Origin of the sequence: Candidatus Pelagibacter sp., assembly GCF_052049995.1 — a bacterium.
Taxonomy (GTDB): domain Bacteria; phylum Pseudomonadota; class Alphaproteobacteria; order Pelagibacterales; family Pelagibacteraceae; genus Pelagibacter.
The window spans coordinates 1-18,893 of the sequence record NZ_JBNGYX010000006.1; the positions used below are offsets into that span (position 1 = coordinate 1).

Consider the following 18,893-nt stretch of genomic DNA (forward strand, 5'->3'; position numbering starts at 1 on the left):
ATTTATAAGAGACTTAAATTTATTTAAGATTTTACTTTTTCTTTCTTTTTTATCTCCATCTAATTTATTTTTTTTATAGTTTTTATTAAAGATAATATAAGATTCTTCATACCATTTTGAAGATTGATAATTATAACCTAATAAATTAGCATACTTTTTAGACTCTTCTTTTAAACCTAGAATATAATGAATTTCAACAAGTCTATGTAAGGCTTCCTCAACATAAATTGTAGTATTATAATCATTAATAACTACTTTAAATCTATTTATTGCAGGTATCCATTTTTTTCTCTCAATATAATATCTACCTACATACATCTCTTTAGCTGCTAAAATATCATTGATTAAATCAATTTTAAACCTAGCATCAATAGCATATTCTGTGTTAGGAAAATTATTTACAAGATAATCAAAATACTCTTTTGATTTTAATATTGATCTAGTATCTTTTTTTTCATCGGCGATTTGCTCGTAGTAAGATATTGCTAATAAATAATAAGCATAATCTAAATTTTTATGAAATTTATAAATCCTCAAAAATCTCTCTAATTCTGAAATACAATCAATATAATAATCTTGAGAATAATAAGCGTATGCTGCCATTAAGGATGATTTTGGTGCTAGTTCTGACTGTGGAAAAAGTATTTCAACTTCATTAAATTTTTTTGCTGCAAAAAATATATCTCCTTCCTCTAAAGCTTCCATTCCATCTAAGTAAGCTTCCTTGACTTGAAGATCTAAACTTTTTTCAGTAATCGTAGATGTTTTTACTGCATCTTTTGAGCATGAGATGCTTAATACAAAAAAAAATAACAAACCAAATATTTTTATCATCTTGATAGATTATACTTACACAGAGAAACTTTTTAAAGCTAGCTTTTTTCTTATGCTATAGATCTAAGTAAATTTTTATTAATTAATGTATGTGGAAGATTTTTTTCTTTTATTTCTAATATTGAAAAATTTTCTTTATTTTGAAATACTTTTCTTAATAATTGGTTTGTTAAATAGTGGCCCCCTTGAGAACAAATAATACTTGCTACAATTCTATATCCAGATGTATACAAATCTCCTATACAATCTAAAATTTTATGATTAACAAATTCCTTTTGATTTCTTAGGCCATCATTATTTAATAATTTTTCATCCTTGACCACAATAGCATTATCTAAACTCCCACCTTTTGCTAAACCCTTTTTTTTAATTAATTCGATATCTTCATAAAGACAATAAGTTCTTGAATTGTAAACGTCTGATAAATCATCTTCGTATACTTTGACTTTGTTTCTTTGATTACCAATAAGTTTATTTTTATATTTAAGTTCAAAATCAATATTTAAACTTAATGTAGAAGGTTTAATTAAAATAAATCTTTCGCCATCTGAAAATTTTACCTCTTTATTTATCTTGATTATTTTTATTGGATGATCGCTAGAATTAATTTCAGCTGCAATAAGTTTTTCAATAAATACTTTGGCTGATCCATCTAGAATTGGAACTTCTTCATTGTTAATTTCTATTAATGCATTATCAATTCCTAAACAAAATAAAGCTCCCATCAAATGTTCTATTGTAGAAACCTTAACTCCATATTCATTTTCTATAGTCGTGTTTAATGATGTATTGGTAACATTCATAAAATTTGGATAAACTAAATTATTATTTTTTAAATCAACTCTTTTAAATACAATTCCAAAATTAGGGTCCGCTGGTTTAATAGTGACTGTTGCATCAAGACCACTATGAAGTGCAATTCCAGTAAATGTAGTATCTTTTTTTATAGTTTTTTGAGTTAGGTAGGACACAAGATAATTTAATTTGAAATGTTACAAATTTAAAAACAACTAATGTTACAAGAAAAGACAGTATTAACTGAATAGTTGAAAAAACTTCTCAAATATTCCGTTTTTTTTGTAGTTTTTTGGAATTAATTTTACTTCATTTTCAATATATCCACTTTTAACTTTGTAGGCTAAATCTGAAATAATAGTGAAATTATTTTGAGATAAAGTTTTGATATATTTACCATCCAAGTATTCATTAATATTAATATGATACTTTTGGAACATACTTTCAATTTGAGCAGTCAAATTTATAGGAATAGAAATAAATTTAAGTTCGACACAAAAAGAGTCTCCATGCAAACTTTCTTGATAAGTGGGATAATTTTTTCCATTAACAAGATACTTATTAATTATTATATGCATGATTTTTTCACTTTGAAAATTTTCTTTAAATAAATCTTTGGCATCAATAAGAGTATTTTCAAAATATTTTCTATTTATTATTTTCTCATAATTTTTTCTTTTTATAGCAAAGTTAATATTAGATATTTTTATGTGCTCTATTATTAAAGTAATATTTTTTATAAATTCACCTCTGAATTTTTCTAATTTAAATATGTTTTCAGCAAGAAATAAATCTAAACTTTTAAAATCTATGGAATGAGTATCATTATTTAATTTCAACTCTTTTGAATATAAATTTTTTCGATTCTTTATATCAAAAAGATATACTCCAAATTCTTTTGGTGAAATACTTACAAATGTTTCTAAATCTTGTTCTTCAGCCATTAATTATAATTTTATCATTTATTCTAGCATCTATTATTTTTAAATTTTCAAAACTACTATCATTTAAAAATCTATAGGCTCTATCTAAAGATTTTTTTATATTTTTATTGGATAGCTTGATTACAACATTATTTTTAAGCTTTATATCCCATCGTTTTGACTGAAAATAATAAAAGGAATTTATTTCTTCATAAGAAAATTTTGAGTTATCTAAAAATTTTAAAAAATTTAAAAAGTCTTGAACATTTGGTTTACCAAAAATGTGAGGTAATTCTTTATTTGAAAAATTACTGTTTAAAAGTTTTCCATTAGAACCAATATAATATAATTCTCCTTCCAGATTAATCTTTGCAATTAAATCAGTTTTTTTTATATAAACGGCTAGTGTTGACGGGTATATTTTTATAATTTTATAGTTTTCAACCAAATTATTTGAATTAATTATTTGATTTATTTTATCACTGTTAAGTAAAAAAAAATTTTCTAAATTTAAATTTTGAATTTTTTTTGATAGAATTTTACTCTCCGAAACATCAAGACCTATTATTTTAATTTTTTTAGCTTGTTTGAAATTAATTTTATTAAAGCTAATATTGTTTATAGAACCTAATAAAATTAGTAAAAAAAAATAAATTAAAACTCTTCTACTTTTTTTTATTTGCATCAATTAAAATCCATTCAATTAATTTTAAAAAACTTATTCCTTTATAAGCAGCTATTTCAGGTACTAGAGATAATTTTGTCATTCCTGGCTGAGTATTAATTTCTAATAAATAAAATTTTCCATTGTAAAATTTAAAATCTGATCTTGTAACTCCTTTACACCCAATAATTTTATGAGCTTTTAAAGCTATATCTAATAACTGTTTCATTTTGTTTGAAGTTAAATTTACTGGAATTATATGTTCTGTTTTTGCACTACTATTATATTTTGCTTTATAATCATAAAATTTTCTTTTTGGTCTTAACTCTATAGCGCCTAATTTCTTATTTCCCATTATGGCAACTTGAATTTCTCTACCCCCAATAAACTCTTCAATCATAACTTTTTTATAATTTTTAATTGAAATTAGAGTTTTAGTTATATTTTTTTTATTACAAATATATACATTTACACTAGAGCCCTCATTTAAAGGTTTGACAATTACTGGGAATTTTAACTTTTTTTTTATTTTTTTTATTAAATCAAACGTCGGTAAGTCGTAGGAATATGTAAAATATTTTGGAGTTTTTATTTTATTTTTTATAAATATTTTTTTAGAAATTTCTTTATCCATTGCAATAGAAGATGCAATTACTCCCGAATGAGTATATGGAATTTTAAATCTCTCTAATATAGTTTGAATATACCCATCTTCACCAAACTGACCATGTAACGCATTAAAAATTACACTTGGTTTAAATATTTTAATATTTTTTTCCAAATTATCATCTGGCTCAGAAATTTTAATTTTATAACCGTTTTTTTTCAATTCTTTAGCCACTTGATAACCTGTATCAAGACTAATTAATCTCTCTTTAGAAATTCCACCTGATAAAATAAGTACTTTTTTTTTCAATTTATTCTAAGATTTTTATTTCTGTCTCTAATTTAACCCCTGTTTTTTTAAAGACACTTTCTGATACAAAATTTATTAATTTTTTCATGTCTTCAAACTTAGCATTACCTTTATTTACAAAAAAATTACAGTGTTTTTCAGAAATTGATGCTTCTCCAAAAGATTTTTTAAGTGGTACTGACTCTTTAATTAGTTGCCAAACTTTTTTATCTGACTGATCCACAGGGTTTTTAAATGTGCTACCACTTGTTTTCATTCTTGTTGGTTGAGATTGTTCTTTTTTTTTTTTAAGGTATGTGATTTCTTTATTAATTAGATCCCTGTTCTTCTTAAATCCTTTAAATGAAGCGCTCAAAAAAATAAGATCGTCAGATAATCCACTATCTCTATATTTAAAATTAATATCTTTTGAAGGTATTGTAATAACTTGTCCAGTTTTGTTTATTGCCTGAACAGAAATCAGTATATCTTTAAATTCTCTTTGAAAACAACCTGCATTCATTTTTATACCTCCGCCAACTGTTCCAGGTATACATGAAAGGAATTCAAAACCTCCTAAACTATTTTCCATAGCAAATTCAGATAGCAATTTATCTGAAACTGCACTACCAGCTATAATAATTTCTTTTGAGTGCAAGGAAATATTATTAAAATTATTTGTAAGTTTAATTACTACTCCATTAAATGTTTTATCAGTTATTAGAGTATTAGAGCCGCCCCCCAAAATAAAAATTTTTTCTTTATTATCAATTTTTTTAAGAAATTTAATTAAAGTTTTTAGGTTGTCAGCTTTAAAATATATTTTTGCTTTACCACCAATATTAAACCAATTTTTTTTTTTAAGATCATAATCTAACTTTATATTATTATTAAATTCAGATAATAATTCTCTTAATACTTTACTCATTTTAATAGGTCAGGCAATTCACGCATCCAAGTTGAAATAGTTCCGGCGCCCATACCAATAACTATTTTTTTTCCATAAATATTAGCCTTTATAAATTTTGCTAATTGGAACTTATCATCAACTAAAAATAATTGAACTTTAGAATTTTTAATTATTTCTTTAGCAAAATTTATATAGCTAAATCCAAGTTTAAGTTTTTCTCCAGCAGTATAAATTGGAAATAAAATAACTTTATCTGCATTTTGGAAAGCAAAAGTAAATTCTTTTTTTAAATCTTTTAATCTTGATATTCTATGTGGTTGAAAAATACATATCTTTTCATAATCTTTATAAACATTTTTTACTCCATCCAGTACTTCTTTAATTTCTGTAGGATGGTGGGCATAATCATCATAAAAATTCACATTGTTAAAATGAAATATTTTATTAAATCTTCTTTGAACACCTTTAAAATTTTTAAGTCCTTTTTTTATATTATTAATTGGTAAACCTACTGTTAATGCTAGTGCTGCTGCAGCAGTAGAATTTTTAATATTGTGAATACCTAACAAAGGAATTTTAAATTTTTTAATTAATTGATTGTTTTTATTTGGTAATTTTATCATAAGGTCAAACTCAGAGAATTCTTTTAATTGTTTTATATTCTTAATACAAAAATTTGATTTTACATCCAGGCCATATGTAAAAAAATTTTTGTTTTTTATTTTTTTAATTAAATTTTTATTATTTTGATCATCTAAACAAATAAATGATTTTCCGAATGAAGGAACTTTATTTACAAAATTTTCAAAATATTTATTTAATTTATCCATAGTGCCATAATAATCCATATGCTCTCGATCTATATTGGTAATGATTGAATATGTTGGGGGTATAAAAATAAAACTTCCATCTGACTCGTCCGCCTCTAATATAGACCAATCACTTTTCCCAAGCTTTGCTGAATTATTAATCGAATTTATTACTCCACCATTGATGATTGTGGGATCAATTTTTGTCTCTTGAAATATAGAAGCTATCAATGATGTTGTTGTGGTTTTACCGTGCGAACCAACAACTACAATATTTTTTGTTAAAGAGACAATGTTGGCTAACATTTCTCCTCTTTTATATATAGGTAATTGTTTTTTTTTGGCCGCAAGAAGCTCTGGATTATTTTTTTTAATAGCTGAAGACACAACTAGGATAGTCCCCTTTTCTATATTTTTTTTCTTGTGTCCAATGAAAACTTTTATTTTTTCTTTTCTTAATCTTTCAATATTTTTATTATTTGCAATATCGCTGCCTTGAACTTTAAAACCTTTACCTTTCATTATAAGTGCTAAGCCACTCATGCCTATTCCACCTATTCCTACAAAATGTATAAGTTCTGTTTTTGCTAATTTAATTTTCATTAATAATTTTTAATATTTTTTGATTAACATTATCCCATGTATTTTGATAATTTAATTTCTGTAAATTATTTTTTTTTGTCATGTAATCCTGACTTTTATTTGTCAATTCGAATAAAAATTTCTCAAATTTTTCGTCGTCGAAATTTTTTTGATCAATTATCCAACAACAATCCTGTTCCTCATAATATTTTGCGTTTTCATACTGATGATTATCTTTTGATGATGGAAGTGGTATTGCTATAAATGGAATATTTAAAAAAGATAGTTCAGCTAAACTTGAAGCACCTGCTCTCGTTATGCATAAATCTCCCTGTTTTAAAACTTCATTAAGATTGTGATCAAAACTGAAAACTCTACTTTCAATATTATTTTGAGAATAAAAATTTTTTAAAAAATTAATATTTTTCTCACTTGTTTGATGAATAATTTTTATAGAAACCTTTTTTGCTATACTCACAAAAGATTTATTTAAAAGCTTATCAAAAATTTTTGCACCCTGACTACCTCCTATTATTATAATTGTGAATAAATTATCGTGTTTTTGATACGTAATGGTTTCATAATATTCTTTTCGTATCAAAGGTTTAATAGTAATTAATTTGTGATTAATTCCAGATGGTAAATTAATTAAATTCTCTGAATAACATATTAATTTTCTTGAAAAATTTAAAAAAAATTTATTTGCTCTTCCAAGAACCATATTTGGTTCAATTAAAAAAATGTTTATTCCCAATATTTTTGCCGCTAAACATATTGGCAAAGACATATAACCACCTGTAGAAATTAAAATTGAAATATTATTTTTTTTTAAAAGTAAAAAAGATTTAACGGTTAGAAAAAACATTTTTAAAAATGAGTAAGGCAGTAGAAAATAATTATTTAATTTTGGGGTATCGATTACAAATACTTTGTAATTCTTGTCAAGATATGCAAGGCCTCTCATATCAGAAGAAATAAAGGTTTCATGAGTATTCTTTAAATGATTATAAATTGTAATAGCTGGCAACACATGACCACCAGATCCACCTGTAGAAATTAAAACTTTTTTTGTCATTTATTAATTTATTTTTCTTTTTGTTAAATTTAAAATTATCCCAGCTAGTATTGATGTACTTATTATCGATGAACCACCATAACTTAAAAAAGGTAATGTCATTCCAGTAGTTGGAAATAATCTTATATTAACCCCGACATGAATAGTTGCCTGCATTAATATTAAACTAATAGATCCAATTAAAATTAGTTTAACTTTATCATTTCTCTCAAAACTTATTTTTTTAAAAACCATATAGATTAAGATCAAAAACAATAATAATATTAACATTATGGCAACAACACCAAACTCTTCAGAAATTACTGAAATAATATAATCAGTATGAGCTTCAGGAACCCTATTTTTAAGAACTCCTTCACCTATGCCTTTTCCAAAAAAACCTCCACTTGTAATTGACTCTATTGCTTTATCAGATTGAAAATTATGAGTCCCTGTTTCTCTATTAAAAAATGAAAAAATACGTCCCTGGATATAATCAAACCTAGGAACAAAAATAATAAGATAAGCAAGCAAAGATGCACCAGCAATAAATATTGCTAAAAGAATATATATATTAATTCCTGATGTGAAGATTAGAGCTGCCCAACAAAATATAACTAATAAAGTTTGGCCGATATCTGGTTGAGCTATTAACAATAAAGAAATGAAAGATATCAAAAAAATAGATATCAAATACTTAAATAAAATATTTGATTTTATATCACATAGAATAGTTGCTAAAATTATTATCAAAAATGGTTTTAGAACTTCTATGGGCTGAAATCTTGGTAAAAAAAATAAATCTATCCATCTTTTAGAACCTTTAACTTCAACACCAATGAATGGAACTAAAAATAAAGAAATAAGTGAAACAAAAAAAAGAATAATAGAGTATTTATATAATTGATCTGGATTTAATGATGAAAATATAAAAATAAGAGATATTCCAATTAACACATAAATCAAATGTTTAAAAAAGAAGAAATAACTGTTGGTATCTAACTTATCAGAAGCTATTAGAGAAGTTGAAACTAAAGAAAAAAATAATCCAATAATAAATAATAAACTTACTAGTAAAAAAATAGATTTATCTATGTTTTTCCACCACTGATAATAAAATTTGTAAACAATACTATCGCTTTGCATTTATATATTTTTTAATTATCTGATTGAAATAATACCCTCTATCTTCAAAATTTTTGAAACTATCGAATGAAGCTCCAGCTGGACTGAAAAAAATAATATTTTTTTTAGATTGCTGAATATTAATTTCTGAAAAAATAACTTTAAGAGTTTCTTTTAAATTTTTAAAATTTTTAATTTTTAATCTATTTTTTAAAATTTTTATAAATTTTCTATGATGTGATCCAAAAATATAAGCTTTGATATTTTCACAATTTATTTTTGATAGTTTAAATTTATCTCCTTTTTTAGGAATTCCTCCTAAGATCCAATATACATGATTTAAATTTTTTAATATATTTTCTGAGGAAGCAAAACTTGTAGATTTAGAGTCGTTAATTATTGTGAGATTTTTTTTATCAAATATAATTTGTTGTCTGAAATCTAGACCTTTAAATTTATTAATAGTTTTAATTAATTTTTTGTAATTAAGTTTTAATCTTGGAGCAATTTTTAATATAAATGATAAATTTTCTTTATTACCATCAGATAGGAAATATTTATTAGTAATTTTATTAAACTTTTTATCTATACTTGAAGTCTGTACTCTGTAGATTTCTGAATTATATTTATTTTTATTTAATTTTTTATTTATTAGTTCATCCTCTTTTTTTACGTATGCAAAAGATCCTCTTGTTTGAGATTTTAATAATTTAAATTTTGCATCTACATAATTTTTTAAACTTTTATGTCTTTCAATGTGGTCTGCAGTTATGTTTAAAATTACCGCATATTTTGATCTAAATACGCTACTGTAATCTAGTTGATAAGAAGAAGCCTCTATTACAAAGATTGTTTTTTTTGTAATTTTTTTTTCTGATAATGCTGGATTACCAATATTCCCAATAAGTCTTGAGTCTCTTTTTTGATCGATTAAAGCATCATGTAAAATTTTAGCAGTTGTAGATTTACCGTTAGTTCCGGTAATAGTAATGCTTTCATTGTTATAAAATGAAAACAAAACATCAAGGTCGGTATGAATTTTTTTAAAATTTTTCTTTAAAAATTTTGATAATTTACAATTTGAGACATCAATTCCAGGACTAATGATAATTCTATCAAAATTTATTTTTTGAATTTGCTTTAGTTTAATAATTTTTTTTTTAAGTTTTAATTTAATTTTTTGATTGTCATCAAACAAATATACATCAGACTTGTTTTTTAAAAACTTATAAGATGAAATGCCACTCTTTCCTAAACCATAAATTAATATTTTTTTTCTTAAAAAAATATTATTAAATATTTTCATTATCTTAATTTTAAGGTAGCTAAACCAATCATTGCTAGGATGATGGAGATAATCCAAAACCTAATTACAACTGTAGACTCTGGCCACCCCTTTTTCTCAAAATGATGATGAATAGGCGCCATTCTAAAAATTCTTTTTCCAGTAAGTTTAAATGAAATCACCTGAACCATTACTGAAACTGCCTCTAGTACAAAAAGTCCACCAGTAATAGCTAAAACTATTTCATGCTTTGTGATAATTCCTACTGCACCTAAAGATCCTCCAAGAGATAATGAACCTGTATCACCCATAAAAATTTTAGCAGGTGGAGCATTGAACCACAAGAAACCTAGACAAGAGCCAATAATTGCCCCACAAAAAATTGCTACTTCACCTGTTCCTTCGATGTAGGGAATTTGTAAATAATTTGAGAATACGATATTTCCAGTAACATAACTTATAAATGCAAAACATGCTGCAACTAATATGACAGGCACTGTTGCTAGACCATCTAATCCATCTGTAAGATTAACAGCATTTGATGAACCTATAATTACAAATATTGCAAATGGTATAAAAAACCATCCAAGATTTATGATTAAATTTTTAAAGAATGGAAAATATAAATTATTTAAATTTTGATAATCATTAAAATAAACAAATAAACTTACTCCTATAATTGCTAATATTATTTGTGAAGTTATTTTAAACTTTGATGAAATTCCTGATGAGTTGCTAAATTTAATCTTCTTAAAGTCATCATATGCTCCTAACAAACCAAACGTTATTGCTATGTAGACACAAAATAAAATATTAATATTTGATAAATCTGCCCAAAATATCACTGACACCAACAAGCCAAATAAAATTATTAAACCGCCCATTGTTGGTGTGCCAATTTTTTTAACTATATGATCTTCAGGGCCATCGTCCCGGATTGGACTCAAAATTTTTTGTTTTGAAAAAAATTTAATAAAAGGACCTCCAACAATCAGTACAATAACTAATGAAGTGAAAAAAGATAAACCTGTTCTAAAAGTTAAATATTTAAATACATTTAAAAAACTAAAAGTATCAACGAAATTTAATAAAAATTGATAAAGCATTTAATGCAATCCTTTCAGATCTTTTACTATGTCGTTGAATCCTGTCGCAAGTGAGGCCTTAATCATTAAATAATCATTATTATTTAAATCTTTTCTTATCAATTCAATAATTTGAGATTTGTTTAATAAAATCCTACCTTTTTTGGCTTTTGAGATACCTGCAAATATTATAGATGCCATTTTACCTTTGACAAATACCTTATCTATCTTGGTTTGATTAATTATTGGAGCAATAGATTTATGAAGTTTTTTAGAATGACTACCAAGCTCTAACATGTCACCAATTAATAAATATTTATTTGATTTTTTGGATTTTATTTTATCAAAATTTTTTATTGCTGATTTTAATGATAGAGGATTTGAATTATAGCTTTGATCAATTAAATTAATTTTTTTATTATTAAATTTTATTACAGAATGATCCCCTCTTCCCCCAGGAATTTTGAAATTGAGAAAAATATTTTCATTTAGTTTAAATATATTTTTATAAATACTAATAACTGCTAAAGCAGCAAGTGTATTATATATATTGTTTTGAAAATCGTTTGATAATATAAAACCCTTCTTTTTATTATTTAAATCAATATTAATTTTAAATTTTTTTCCAAAAGTTTTTGTATTAATTAATTTAATATCTGCTCTCTGATTTTTAATACCAAAAGAAACTATATTAATTTTCTTTTCTTTGGCAATTTTTTTATGCAATCGAAAATGACCATCATCTGCATTTAATACAACATAACCATAAGTTTTTATGTTGTTAATAATTTCAGATTTTGCTAAAGCAATTTGCTTAATATTTTTAAAATTTTTAGCATGTGCATAATTTATGTTTGTTATCACTCCAACATCTGGTTCTATAATTTTTGATAAATAATCAATTTCACCTTTTTTATCCATTCCAACTTCTAAAATTCCAAACTCATCATTTTGTTTTAAATTAAAAAGACTCAAAGGAACCCCAAATTTATTGTTATAAGATTTTGGAGAAATACTTACTTTGGTAATTTTACTTAATACATTGCCCAGCAATTCTTTAAGTGTAGTTTTGCCACAACTGCCTGTGATAGCTATAATATTTGTATCAATACTTTTTCTAAAAGTTTTTGAAATATCTGTTAAGAATTTTAAAGTATTTTTTACTTTAATCTGACGACTTTTATTTAAGTTATTTTGAAATCTGTTTACTACAGCCAACGATGCTTTTCTATTGAATGATTGTGTAACAAATTTATTACCATCATTTTTTTTTCCTTTAATAGCAAAAAAAATATCATTTCTGGTAACTTCTTGAGAATTAATTCTTGCTGTTTTTAAAGATGTGGAGGTGGACAATTTTTTAATTTTAGCTGTATCTTTAATTACATTTAATTTTAAATTATTTGATAAATTATTATTTTTATTCTTAATAGTATTTAAAATTACTTTTCTATCTGAAAAGAAAATTTTCTTATTTCCAATATCTTGTGTTTTCTCATGGCCTTTTCCAGCGACTAACAAAATATCACCTGAATTCAAATTATGAATAGCTTTTTTTATTGCTATTGCTCTATTAGAAATTTCTGTAATTCTTTTTTTTTTGATTCCTTTTTTTATATCTCTTCTTATTTTTTGAGGATTTTCAAATCTAGGATTATCATTTGTAAGAATGATACTATCTGCAAAATCACTAGCTATTTTCCCCATTTTTGATCTTTTATTTTGATCCCTATTTCCCCCACAACCAAATAGAACTGTGATTGCTTTATTAGGAAATTGTTCTCTAAGATTTAGAAGACAGGTTTTTAGAGCATCAGGTGTATGAGCATAATCAAGAATTACTTTTGATTGATTTTTTATTTTACCAATTTTTTCGAACCTTCCTTCAACTGGTTTTAATTTTGGAATTGTATTTAAAATTTTATCTAAACTAATACCGCTATGTTTTGCTGCAATTATTGCCATTAAAACATTTTTTAATTGTATTTTTCCAATTAAATTTAAATTTATATCCATTATTGAGCTATTTAATGTAAATCTAAGAAATTGACCCTCTCCTTTAAAATTATGAGATAAAAGTTTTAGATTATTTTTCTCATCATCAAGTGTATGCAATTTTAATTTCTTATTAATTGCGATTTTTTTTATGTTTTTAAACTCAGGTATTAATTTATCTGTAATTACATTTCCTTTTCTTGAGATTAGGTTTTCAAATAAATAAAGTTTTGCATTTAAATAGTTTTTTAAATTTTTATGGTAGTCAAGATGATCCTGGGATAGATTAGTAAATATACCTGAATTAAACTTTAAACCATCTAATCTATTTTGTTTTAAACCATGACTCGAGGCTTCCATAATTACATTTTCTATTTTTTGTTCTTTTAACTTACTTAATATTTTAGCTAATTTGATTGGATCTATTGTGGTATTAGATAAATTCAAATTAATACTTTTTGATTTAACACCTAATGTGCCGATTGAAGCACCTTTTTTATTATTTAATTTTAATATTTGATAATAAAAATCTGCAACTGATGATTTTCCATTTGTGCCGGTAACTGCAATTAAATTTTTTGGTTTTTTATTATAAATTTTAAAAGCTGTTTCAGCTAATAATTTTCTTACATTATTTGTATGGATATACAAAATTCCATTTTGGAATAGATTTGTTTTTGTTTCGCTTACAATAATTTTAGATCCTTTTTTAATTGCTTTAGGTATAAATTTATTACCATCAATACTATTTCCTTTGATAGCAAAAAAAATATTATTTTTTTTAATACTCTTTGTGTTAAATGAAATTCCTGAAAAAGAAAAATTTTTATAGTTTTTATTTATTTTATGAAAGTAGTTTCCTAGAAGCATAATTAATTAACCTCTATATATTTTGTGGCTAAAATAGGCCCAATTTTATCTATGACTTTTCCTACTACCTCTACTGAAGTCCAGCCAGCTGTATTATAAAGTGTACCCTTCCACCCTCCTTTTCGGTGTCTATACTTATAATAATAATCTTTAGATTTTTTTGGAGTATCTAGCATCACAACAAAAACAAATTGTGGATTTGATGTGGGAAAAATGGAGGCAAAAGTATTTATTTTTGCCTCAGAATATGCTCCTCCTTCAGGTTGATCAGCGGTTCCTGTTTTTCCACCAATTTCATAATTCTGAACATCTGCAAATTTAGCTGTCCCTTCCTCAGTATTTACAATTTTTCTTAAAGCGCTAACAACTTGTTCTGAAATACCTTTGTTTAATATTCTTTTATTTTTTTTATTAAAATTATTTTCTTTATAAATTAATGTTGGCTTAATTTCATACCCACCATTAGATAAAACAGAATAACCTTTTGCTAATTGAAGAATTGTAGTAGCTATTCCATGTCCAAAAGAAGCTGTAGCTAACCTGCATTTTCCAAAATCATAATTTTTTTGAGGAGCAACTTCTTCAATATCAAAATCAATATCACTTAACACGCCAACTTTTTCTAAAAATAATTTAAATTTTTCTGAGCCGACCTTTTGGGCAATTTTTACTGATCCAATATTTCCAGATCTAACTAAAATTTGTTCTGCAGTTAAATCTGATGGTATTTCATTGTCGTACTCACCGATTCTGTATTTGTCACATTTAATTGATTTGGGTAAATCTAAAAATTCAGTCTCTGGTTTAATTACCTTTTCATTTAAAGCGCTAGCAAAAGTAAATGCTTTAAATACAGACCCAAGTTCATATGTTCCTTTAGTTACCCTATTAATATAATTCACATCTGTAATATTTTGTCTTTCATTTGGATTAAAATCTGGCAAAGAAACTAATGATAAAATATTGCCATTATTAACATTCATTAAAATGGCTGCACTACCTTTGCTTTTAAAAATTTCCTGATATTTAATTAATTCTTTTCTAATTAAAAATTGAATATCTTTATCTAAGGTAAGTTTAATTGACTCTTTTGATTTTCTAAGTTCATCATTTAAAGATTTTTCTAATCCGGAAATACCATTATTATCATCATCTATCTGACCTAAAACATGACTAAAAAGATTTTTTTGTGGATACATTCTTAAAACTCTTTCTTCTGGAACTAAAGATTTGTCCCCTAATTTCATTATTTTTTCATAATTTTCTTCTGAAATTTTCTTCTCTAAATAAAAAAATTTCTTAGTTTGTATTTTTTTTTTAATTTGATCAAAATTTTTGTCAGGAAAAATAATATTTAAACTTAGAAGTAATTTTTTTTCATTGATTATATCTGAAGTTTTTAAACCAATATCAATCGATTTAACTGTCTTAGCTAAATAATTTCCATTAATATCTATGATGTCTGCTCGATAAAGCTGATTTTTAGATACAGTAAGATTATTGATGTTTTCTAATTTACTTTTTTGTGAACCTAAGTGAACTAGGTGTATTGTGTAAATTAAATATATAATAAAAAAAACAAAGAAAATAAAAGCTACACGATTAAATTGAATATTTAATCCATTCTCTTTTTTCTTAAATGTAAAATCACTTTTGTAGTCCTCTATAGTTAATTTTGATTTATTATCAGCCATTATTCTTTAATAATTTTAAAATTTTTGATTTTATTTCCATCATTTGAAGTATTGTAAACTCTTATGTCGTTTATATTTTTTTGAATTAATTCATCCTCAAAATACTGAGACTGAAATTCAAGTAATCTTTCTGAGGAACTTAAATAATCATACTCTAAGGATACATTCCCAAATTCAGAATTTAAAACTCTAATATTCTCTTTTACTACAAATATTTCATCTTCAATTTGTTTAGTTGTATTTTTTATTATTGCAGTTGATAGAACTAAAAAAAAAATCACTAGAGCTAAAACAAACTTTTTCACAGTTTGTCTCCGTAATTTTCAATTTCAATATAATTTCTGAATTGCTTCTCTATATCGGTATCAAAATTATAAAAATCAGTTTTTTTTATTGCATATCTAAATTTAGCAGATCTAGATGGTGGGTTTTCGCTTACTTCTTCTTCTGAGGGAGTTATTGGTTTTTTTTGAATTAAATTAAATAATGTATCTGCTTGTTTTACAACAGGGCTATATCGTGAAATACTTTTGTTTTCAGAGAGACTTTTAAAAAAATATTTTACTATTTTATCCTCTAAAGAATGAAATGTAACTACGCCTAAAACACCTCCTTTTTTTAAAACTTTAGTGGCATTTATAAGACCATAAATTAATTCACTTATTTCTTTATTTACAAATATTCTAAGTGCCTGAAAAACTTTGGTCGCATTATGAACTTTAAAATTTTTTCTTTTTTTTGATTTATCAATAATTTCAACTAAAGATTTAGTATCAATTTGATTTTTAGATCTTTCTTTTATGATATTTTGTGCAATAAATTTTGCCTCTTTTTCATCTCCAAAAAATTTAAAAATTTTTTCTAATTCCTTTTCGTCAAGTTTATTGACCACATCTTCTGCAGAATAACTATTTAATCCTAGCTGCATATTTAATTTACCAGTATTATCGAATGATAATCCTTTTTTTGGGTCTTTTATTTGAGTGTAGGAATAACCAAGATCAAAAATTACTCCTCTTATGTTTTCGTTTTTAAGTTTTAAATTACTTAATTGACTAAATTTAATATTTTTAAATATAAATCTATCCTCAAAATTTTCTTTTAATTGATTAGCAATTTTTTCACTCTCTTTATCTCTATCGAGAGCAATTACATTTGTATTTTCAAAATCTAGAATCTTTTTGGAATACCCGCCTTGACCAAATGTACAATCAATAAATGTGCCACCATGTTGAGGGGAAATAACGCTAATAATTTCTTTTAGCAGTACCGGATAATGCTTTAGCATTTTCGGTACTATGGTGGCGTCCATTTATTTCTTGGAAGACCATTAATTTTTTTGTCTTCTTAAGAATGCTGGTATCTCAAGATCATCTTCTTCTTCCTCATGCTCAGGAGATAAAAGTTCATCTGAACTTGAGGTTTCTGTTTCTGAACTGAATAAATCTGGCGCATCAGAATCAACTCCAAATTCTTTAAGATCATTAGAAACCTCTTCTTCAGCATTATTCACTTGTGTTTCTTCATGATTGGTTTCCAAAGCCTCTTGTGCAAAAGATTTTTCCATTTCATTAACTGAATTATCTTCAACTATACTTTCACTTTCCATGTTAGTATTTTGAACAACTTCTTCATTCATCATTTGATTATGAGAACTTTCGGTTTGTTGTTCTTGGATAATCTCATTTTCAAGTTTCAAAGCATTGGCACCATGTGTAATGGGGTTTGATGCTGTTGTGTTGGAAAAATTAAAAGATTGAGATGATCCAATATTTGAAAAATCAGAATAACCAGGATTACGGTTTTGAATTCTATGAACCATATTAACTACTGATTTTGACTCAGGTTGTTGTCCATCTAATGATGTTGCAACAATTGAAACTCTCATTTTTCCATCTAGCTCAGTGTCAGTGATTGCACCAATAATTAACTCTGCTTCAGGATCAACTTCAGCTCTTACTTTATTTACAGCTTCATCAACTTCAAAAAGTTTAAGATCTTTACCACCAGTAATATTTACTAATAAACCTTTTGCACCTTTTAAAGTATAATCATCTATTAATGGATTGCTGATTGCCATCTCTGCAGCTTTTAGAGCTCTACCTTCTCCTTCAGCTTCTCCAGTTCCCATCATAGCTTTACCCATTGCTGCCATGACAGTTTCAACATCAGCAAAATCTAAGTTGATCAAACCAGGTCTAACCATCAAATCAGTTATACTTTGAACACCATGCATCAAAACATTGTTTGAAAGGTTAAATGACTCTTCAAAAGTTGTCTGTTCGTTAGCTATTTTAAATAAGTTTTGATTTGGAATAACAATTATTGTATCTACGTGTTTTCTCAGTTCTTCCAAACCTTGTTGTGCTCTTCTCATTCTAGAGGGGCCTTCATATAAAAATGGAAGAGTCACAACACCTACAGTTAAAATATTTAATTCTTTAGCAGCTCTTGCGATGACGTGAGCAGCACCAGTGCCCGTTCCACCACCCATACCAGCTGCAATAAAAACCATATTTGCACCTTGAAGTGTATTTACAATTTCATTTAAAGATTCATCAGCAGCTGCTTGACCGATATCAAGCTTTGCACCTGCTCCTAAACCTTTTGTTAAATTTAAACCAATTTGAATTCTTGTTTTTGCTTTACTTAGCTTTAAATCTTGAGCATCTGTATTTACTGCAATAAATTCTACTCCTTGTAGATTATTTTCTATCATTTCATTGATTGCATTTCCGCCTGCCCCACCAACTCCCAATACTAGTAGTCGTGGTTGCAACTCTTTAATTTCTGGTGCTTTAAAGTTTATTGTCATCTTATTTCCCCTCGTTGTTGTTTAAGTGTTTTTCCCATTTAAGACTTGCTCGATTTATATTTGCTTTTTTTCTCGCAATTACCTTAAATTTTTCAAATGCTGTTGGTTCCCATATTTGAAATGTTTGACCTTGACCAACAAACAACATGCTATTTTTTATTTTTGCATGTTTTAATAATTTTGTTGTAAGTGAAATTCTACCTTCACTATCGAACTGTAAATTTATACTTTCTGATAATATTGAAGTCGTAAAATAATCTCTTTTTTCCTCAAAAGGATTTAAAGAATCAATTGCTGAAGAAATTTTTTCAATTCTATCTTGAGAACATGCTTCTATTGAAGAATTACTAAATGATGGATAACAAATAACACCATTGTAACCTAGGTTGGATAAATGTGACCTAAAACTAGCAGGCACAGACACTCTCCCTTTTTTGTCTAACTTGTTTTCGTAAGTTGATAAAAACATATATTTTTAAATTTTTAAATTCCATATTTGGGAATATATGGGAATATATGGGCATTTAAAATGATAGTCAAACCCTGAATCTGGACTAA

17 protein-coding genes are annotated in these 18,893 nt (G+C 25.6%); all 17 read right to left on the reverse strand.

The window, feature by feature from the left end; all coding sequences use genetic code 11:
- The coding region (locus tag ACTT9Y_RS05345) for an outer membrane protein assembly factor BamD (RefSeq protein ID WP_440933358.1) at nucleotides 1–834 on the reverse strand (834 nt) is incomplete at its 3' end.
- A 50-nt stretch (nucleotides 835–884) separates the two neighbouring features.
- Nucleotides 885–1,805, reverse strand: coding sequence for a UDP-3-O-acyl-N-acetylglucosamine deacetylase (lpxC, locus tag ACTT9Y_RS05350; protein WP_440933359.1), 921 nt, complete (start codon nucleotides 1,803–1,805; stop codon nucleotides 885–887).
- 63 nt (nucleotides 1,806–1,868) lie between these two features.
- Nucleotides 1,869–2,573, reverse strand: a complete 705-nt coding sequence (locus tag ACTT9Y_RS05355) for a hypothetical protein (RefSeq protein WP_440933360.1) — start codon at nucleotides 2,571–2,573, stop codon at nucleotides 1,869–1,871.
- A complete protein-coding gene (locus ACTT9Y_RS05360; protein ID WP_440933361.1) occupies nucleotides 2,566–3,237 on the reverse strand; it encodes a cell division protein FtsQ/DivIB in 672 nt (223 codons plus the stop codon). The genes ACTT9Y_RS05355 and ACTT9Y_RS05360 overlap by 8 nt, the downstream gene beginning before the upstream one ends.
- Complete coding sequence (locus ACTT9Y_RS05365; protein WP_440933362.1) at nucleotides 3,218–4,132, reverse strand: D-alanine--D-alanine ligase; 915 nt, start codon at nucleotides 4,130–4,132, stop codon at nucleotides 3,218–3,220. Before ACTT9Y_RS05365 ends, ACTT9Y_RS05360 begins: the two co-directional genes overlap by 20 nt.
- Nucleotide 4,133: 1 nt before the next feature.
- Nucleotides 4,134–5,039 (reverse strand): UDP-N-acetylmuramate dehydrogenase, encoded by a 906-nt coding sequence (gene murB, locus ACTT9Y_RS05370; protein ID WP_440933363.1) that lies wholly within the window; start codon nucleotides 5,037–5,039, stop codon nucleotides 4,134–4,136.
- Nucleotides 5,036–6,433 (reverse strand): UDP-N-acetylmuramate--L-alanine ligase, encoded by a 1,398-nt coding sequence (murC, locus tag ACTT9Y_RS05375; protein ID WP_440933364.1) that lies wholly within the window; start codon nucleotides 6,431–6,433, stop codon nucleotides 5,036–5,038. Before murC ends, murB begins: the two co-directional genes overlap by 4 nt.
- Nucleotides 6,423–7,487 carry a UDP-N-acetylglucosamine--N-acetylmuramyl-(pentapeptide) pyrophosphoryl-undecaprenol N-acetylglucosamine transferase gene (locus ACTT9Y_RS05380; protein WP_440933365.1) on the reverse strand — a complete coding sequence of 355 codons (1,065 nt, stop codon included), beginning with the start codon at nucleotides 7,485–7,487 and terminating at the stop codon, nucleotides 6,423–6,425. Before ACTT9Y_RS05380 ends, murC begins: the two co-directional genes overlap by 11 nt.
- Before the next feature lie 3 nt (nucleotides 7,488–7,490).
- Entirely contained in the window at nucleotides 7,491–8,612 is a 1,122-nt protein-coding gene (locus ACTT9Y_RS05385; RefSeq protein WP_440933366.1) for an FtsW/RodA/SpoVE family cell cycle protein, read from the reverse strand.
- Entirely contained in the window at nucleotides 8,599–9,897 is a 1,299-nt protein-coding gene (gene murD / locus ACTT9Y_RS05390) for a UDP-N-acetylmuramoyl-L-alanine--D-glutamate ligase (RefSeq protein WP_440933367.1), read from the reverse strand. The genes ACTT9Y_RS05385 and murD overlap by 14 nt, the downstream gene beginning before the upstream one ends.
- Nucleotides 9,897–10,982: a phospho-N-acetylmuramoyl-pentapeptide-transferase gene (gene mraY, locus ACTT9Y_RS05395; protein ID WP_440933368.1), complete on the reverse strand. Its 1,086-nt coding sequence runs from the start codon at nucleotides 10,980–10,982 to the stop codon at nucleotides 9,897–9,899. The genes murD and mraY overlap by 1 nt, the downstream gene beginning before the upstream one ends.
- Nucleotides 10,983–13,826: a UDP-N-acetylmuramoyl-L-alanyl-D-glutamate--2,6-diaminopimelate ligase gene (locus ACTT9Y_RS05400; protein ID WP_440933369.1), complete on the reverse strand. Its 2,844-nt coding sequence runs from the start codon at nucleotides 13,824–13,826 to the stop codon at nucleotides 10,983–10,985. It lies immediately after the preceding gene.
- Between the two features lie 2 nt (nucleotides 13,827–13,828).
- The gene (locus ACTT9Y_RS05405) at nucleotides 13,829–15,520 is read right to left on the reverse strand and encodes a peptidoglycan D,D-transpeptidase FtsI family protein (protein WP_440933370.1); all 1,692 of its coding nucleotides are present in this window, start codon (nucleotides 15,518–15,520) and stop codon (nucleotides 13,829–13,831) included.
- Complete coding sequence (locus ACTT9Y_RS05410; RefSeq protein ID WP_440933371.1) at nucleotides 15,520–15,825, reverse strand: cell division protein FtsL; 306 nt, start codon at nucleotides 15,823–15,825, stop codon at nucleotides 15,520–15,522. The genes ACTT9Y_RS05405 and ACTT9Y_RS05410 overlap by 1 nt, the downstream gene beginning before the upstream one ends.
- Nucleotides 15,822–16,832: a 16S rRNA (cytosine(1402)-N(4))-methyltransferase RsmH gene (rsmH, locus tag ACTT9Y_RS05415; protein WP_440933372.1), complete on the reverse strand. Its 1,011-nt coding sequence runs from the start codon at nucleotides 16,830–16,832 to the stop codon at nucleotides 15,822–15,824. The genes ACTT9Y_RS05410 and rsmH overlap by 4 nt, the downstream gene beginning before the upstream one ends.
- Nucleotides 16,833–16,850: 18 nt before the next feature.
- Nucleotides 16,851–18,335: a cell division protein FtsZ gene (gene ftsZ, locus ACTT9Y_RS05420; RefSeq protein ID WP_440933373.1), complete on the reverse strand. Its 1,485-nt coding sequence runs from the start codon at nucleotides 18,333–18,335 to the stop codon at nucleotides 16,851–16,853.
- Nucleotide 18,336: 1 nt separating this feature from the next.
- Entirely contained in the window at nucleotides 18,337–18,804 is a 468-nt protein-coding gene (gene mraZ, locus ACTT9Y_RS05425; RefSeq protein ID WP_440933374.1) for a division/cell wall cluster transcriptional repressor MraZ, read from the reverse strand.
- Between the last annotated feature and the right edge of the window lie 89 nt (nucleotides 18,805–18,893).